This window comes from Brevibacterium picturae (assembly GCF_030453725.1).
Lineage (GTDB): Bacteria > Actinomycetota > Actinomycetes > Actinomycetales > Brevibacteriaceae > Brevibacterium > Brevibacterium sandarakinum_A.
In genome coordinates, this window is the sequence record NZ_JAKDJU010000190.1 from 1 (window position 1) to 5,318 (window position 5,318).

The 5,318-nt window shown below is 61.4% G+C and carries 3 protein-coding genes; all 3 read left to right on the plus strand.

Translation table 11 applies throughout. From position 1 onward, the window contains the following. The coding region (secD, locus tag L0G76_RS13760) for a protein translocase subunit SecD (RefSeq protein WP_304357737.1) at positions 1–1,862 on the plus strand (1,862 nt) is incomplete at its 5' end. Then, entirely contained in the window at positions 1,859–2,875 is a 1,017-nt protein-coding gene (secF, locus tag L0G76_RS13765) for a protein translocase subunit SecF (protein WP_304357738.1), read from the plus strand. The genes secD and secF, both read left to right, overlap by 4 nt. A gap of 34 nt (positions 2,876–2,909) precedes the next feature. Further along, positions 2,910–5,207, plus strand: a complete 2,298-nt coding sequence (locus tag L0G76_RS13770; protein ID WP_304357739.1) for a RelA/SpoT family protein — start codon at positions 2,910–2,912, stop codon at positions 5,205–5,207. Positions 5,208–5,318: the final 111 nt, after the last annotated feature.

Sequence of the window (5,318 nt, forward strand, 5' to 3'; positions counted from 1 at the left end):
ATCCTTCCGAAGGTCTCACCGATGAGCAGAAGAAGCGCCTCGAGGACCTGACCGGTGGCAGTGACGGAGCACAGGGCCAGGACAGCGCAGACGCACCTGCAGGCGGCGGCGAAGTCTCCAACGCAGGCGGAAACGTACCTGGGCCGGCAGGTAAGGACGCGCAGAAGTCAGCCGAGAAGAGCGGCGAGCAGGCATCCGGAGAGAGCGGTTCCGGCACAGGCGAGGACACGAAGGTCACCGATACGACACCGCGGCCACTCTTCGATCCTGAGAAGGACACCGACAAGTGGCAGACCGACGCCATCATCAAGAAGTACACGGAGCTCGACTGCAGCGATCCGCAGAACCGGACCGGCGGACAGCAGACGCCATCTGATGAACCCGTCGTCGCTTGCGGCAAGGACGGAGAGGCCAAGTACATCCTGGGTCCCGTCGAGCTCTCGGGCGAGCACCTCGCAGATGCCAGCGCCGGTTATAAGTCGGGCGCCAACGGTGTCCAGACCAACCAGCCTGCAGTGAACCTCGAGTTCGACAGTGTCGGGCGTGAGATCTTCAAGCAGATCACGTCGGATATCACCGGAAAGCAGCAGCCCTATAACCAGTTCGCCATCACTCTCGACGGAAACGTGCTGTCGGCACCATCCGCGGACGTGGTGATCACTGATGGCAAAGCCCAGATCACGGGTCAGTTCACACTCGACGAGGCGCAGACACTGGCCGATCAGCTCAAGAACGGCTCTCTGCCGCTGAGTTTCCAGGTGCAGAGTGAAAACCAGATCTCACCGACGCTGGGCACGAACTACCTCAATATCGGTCTGCTCACGGGGCTCGTCGGACTCCTGCTCGTCGTCGTCTATTCGCTGTTGCAGTACCGGGTCCTCGGCCTCGTGACTGTCTCGAGCCTCGTCGTCGCCGGTGTCCTGACGTACCTCCTGCTGCTCTTGGCATCATGGAGATACGGCTACCGGCTGTCCCTGGCAGGTGTCGCCGGCATCATCATCGGCATCGGCATGGCAGCCGACTCGTTCATCGTGTACTTCGAACGCGTCAGAGACGAATTGCGCAGCGGCAGAAAATTGCTCTCCGCTGTCGAAGTCGGGTGGGATCGTGCCAGACGCACCATCTGGGCGTCCAAGGCAGTGAACATGCTCGCCGCGGTCATCCTCTACGTCTTGGCTGTCGGATCCGTGCGCGGGTTCGCCTTCACGCTGGGCCTGACAGTGATCATCGACGTGCTCATCGTCTTCCTGTTCACACACCCGATGCTGGAAGTGCTCGCGCGCACCAAGTTCTTCGGCCAAGGGCATCCGATGTCGGGCATGGATCCTCGCTTGCTGGGCGTCAAACCGGCTTCATATCGTGGTGCCCTCAACCTCAGCGTCGACGACTCCGAGAAGTCAGCAGAGGGACGTCGACGGGAGAAGGCACGAGCCCGGAAGGCAGGAATGTCCTCGGACGCCGAGGCGGAATCGGCCGAGACATCGACCGTTGCGTCGTCGTCCGCGTCGCAGGAAGCTCCAGAGTCGTCCTCCGTGTCCTCCGATTCTGCAGTCAGCTCCGAGGAGACGGCCTCGGGCCAGTCACGTGGCACCACCACAACGGCTCAACGCTCGAAGAAGGCCCGATCCTCCGAATCTGGCGATCCCTCTGCCACTGCAGAGTCCAGCGACGGCTCGAGCGATGCAGATGGCGGGGCAGACGCGAAGGCATCGAAGCCGACCAAGGCTGAGAAGAAGTCGAAGAAGAAGCCCAAGTCCACGACCGAGTCGGGACGAAACGGCAGCACGATCGCAGAGCGAAAGGCGGCTGCGAAGAAGGCCGCCGACGATTCTGCCGACACGGGCAAGGAGGCAGACAAGTGAAACGGTTCTTTGCCTGGGGCAACCGGCTCCACAACGGTGAGTCATCCATTCCCTTCGTCGGAAAGGCCAAACTCTGGCTGATGATCACCGGCGTTCTGGTGCTTCTGTCACTGCTCGTGCCGCTGATCGCAGGATTCAACTTCGGCATCGCATTCAAGGGCGGGTCACAGTTCCAGATCGACCACGTCTCGGACACCTCGCCGAAGAAGGGCGAGGACCTCGTGGCTGATGTCGTCGCCGATTCCGAACCGCGTCTGTCCCCAACGGGCGACACAGCTGTGAAGATCGAGACGAACCAGCTCAGCGATGACCAGATGCAGGAAGTCCGTGACGCTCTCGTGGGTGGATACGACGTCAAAGTAGAAGACGTCACCTCGACGTTCGTCGGCCCCGAGTGGGGCCAGGACGTGACTGAGAAGATGCTTCGGGCGTTGGTGATCTTCGTCGGCATCGCGATGATCGTGATGGCGCTGTACTTCCGGACCTGGAAGATGTCGTTGGCCGCGATCGTCGGACTGTTCGTCGTCATGGTCGTGACGACGGGCATCTACTCTGCGACAGGATTCGAGATCACCCCGGAAGCGGTGATCGGTTTCCTCACGGTCTTGAGCTTCTCGCTCTACGACACGGTGGTGGTCTTCGACAAAATCAGGGAGAACACGACTCGGTTCAAGGACAATCGCAATCTCAAGTTCTCAGAACTGGTCAACCTCGGCGTCAACCAGACAACGGTTCGTTCGATCAACACATCGGTGGTGTCGGTGCTGCCGATCGCGTCGATTCTGTTCATCGGCGTGTTCCTGCTCGGTGCCGGCACCCTGGTCGACATCTCTCTGTCGCTGTTCATCGGTACGATTGTGGCAGCAGCGTCGACGTTGTTCGTCGCCAGCCCTCTCTACGCGTTGCTGCGGTCGAACGAACCTGCGGTCAAGGAGCAGGAAGAGGCTGTGCGTGAATTACGCTTGAAGAACGGAGCAGACGATGTTCCGCCGGTGATTCACGCTGAAGTCTGAGTAGAATTCGAGGACTGAGCAGAAAGGGGATGTCATGGCTTCTTCCGCCGATTCGCGCCGTCCGCGAGGCATCTCCCGCTTAGCCTGGTGGGCGGCCAGGGCGCAGAACAACCCTGGCTATCCACGTGTCCTCGGTCCGATGATCAGGGCACTGCAGTCGAACCACCCCAAGTCCGACATCGACCTGGTCGTCCGGGCCTATAAGATCGCCGAGCAGGCGCACCGTGGTCAGACGCGGAAATCCGGCGATGACTACATCACCCATCCCGTGGCGGTGGCCACGATCTTGGCCGAGATCGGCATGCTGCCGGTCACTCTGGCTGCTGCGCTGCTCCATGACACCGTCGAAGACACCTCATATTCGCTGAAGGAGCTGACGGACGAGTTCGGTCCCGAGGTAGCCGGGATGGTCGACGGGGTGACCAAGCTCGACAAACTCACCTACGGCGAGTCCGCGCAGTCCGAGACCGTGCGGAAGATGATCGTAGCGATGGCCAAGGACATCCGGGTTCTCGTCATCAAACTCGCAGATCGTCTGCACAACGCCCGCACCTGGCGTTTCGTTCCCGCCTCATCGAGTACGAAGAAGGCTCGGGAGACGCTGGAGATCTATGCCCCATTGGCTCACCGGCTGGGCATGAACACGATCAAGTGGGAACTTGAGGACCTGTCCTTCCAGGTCCTCCACCCCAAGGTCTACGACGAAGTGGTGCGGCTCGTCGCCGATAGGGCGCCCGAGCGTGAGAAGTACTTGGCCACGGTCTCCGATGAGCTCCAATCGGAGTTGGGGCAGTCCAGTATCGAAGCCGCCATCACGGGCCGGCCGAAGCACTACTACTCGATCTATCAGAAGATGGTCGTGGCCGGGCACGAGTTCGCTGACATCTACGACCTTGTCGGGGTACGGGTTCTCGTCGAGACGGTTCGGGAATGCTATGCCACACTCGGCATCGTCCACGCCCGCTGGAACCCTGTACCAGGTCGGTTCAAAGACTACATTGCGATGCCGAAGTACAACATGTATCAGAGTCTGCATACGACTGTGATCGGTCCGAACGGGAAGCCCGTGGAGATCCAGATTCGCACCCATGAAATGGATCGCCGGGCCGAATTCGGTGTGGCCGCCCACTGGAAGTACAAGGATCGGCGCAATCCGTCCAAGGCCGTGACATCGAACACCGCACGTTCGGTCAAGGTCTCCGACGCCGGTGAGGTCGATGACGCAGCATGGCTGCGCCAGCTGCTGGAATGGCAGCGCGAAGTCAGCGACCCCGATGAATTCCTCGACAACCTGCGCTACGAAGTGAATTCGAAAGAGGTCTACGTCTTCACTCCCAAGGGGGACGTGATGAGCCTGCCGGCAGGTGCGACGCCGGTCGACTTCTCGTATGCGGTCCACACCGAGGTCGGTCACAAGACGATGGGCGCACGGGTCAACGGGCGCCTGGTCGCACTCGACACCGAACTGAAGAACGGCGACTCGGTCGAAGTCTTCACCTCGAAAGATGAGAATGCGGGTCCCAGCCGCGACTGGCTGGGCTTCGTCAAGAGCCCACGCGCACGCAGCAAGATCCGCCAGTGGTTCTCCAAGGAACGCCGGGAGGAGGCGATCGAGAACGGTCGCGAACAGCTGGCACGTGCGATGCGTCGGCATACGCTCTCCGCCTCGGCACTGATGAGCCAGGAGGCGCTGCAGGTCGTGGCCACAGAGCTGCGTCTGCCCGATGTCACCGCCCTCTACGCCGCGATCGGCAACGGGGTGAGCTCGGCTGCCCATGTCGTCGATCTGCTGGCCAAGGAAGTCGCAGGCGAAGAGGATGAGCCGGTCCTGCCGCCGTCGCCGCGCAACCGCACCGGACAGTCCTCGGGACACCATTCCTCGTCCGGGGGAGTGACTGTCAGAGGCGTCGACGATGTCCTCGTGAAGCTCGCCCGATGCTGCACACCGGTGCCAGGCGACGAGATCCTCGGATTCGTCACCCGCGGTTCGGGGGTGTCCGTGCACCGAGTGGACTGCCCCAACATCGCCTCCCTCGAAAGGGAACCCGAACGGATGGTCGACGTCTCCTGGGGCGAGAAGACCAGCGGCATCTACCTTGTCCAGATCCAGGTGGAGGCACTCGATCGCTCCGGTCTGCTCTCAGACATCACCAAGGTCCTCACCGAGACCCACGTCAACATCCTGTCCGCCACGGTCGCCACGTCCCGAGCCCGAGTTGCTCAGTCGAAGTTCGTCTTCGAGATGAGCGACGCCACCCATCTCGATACCGTGCTCTCAGCAGTTCGCAAGGTCGAAGGCGTCTTCGACGTCTACCGTATCGCCGGCGGGTGACGGCGCGCAGCACAGTGCAAAGAATGATGCGCGCAGCACAGCGCATGGTTCATCAGCACCATGAACCATGAACGATCACCGTCTGCCACGGTCCGATGCGGCACAGATCCG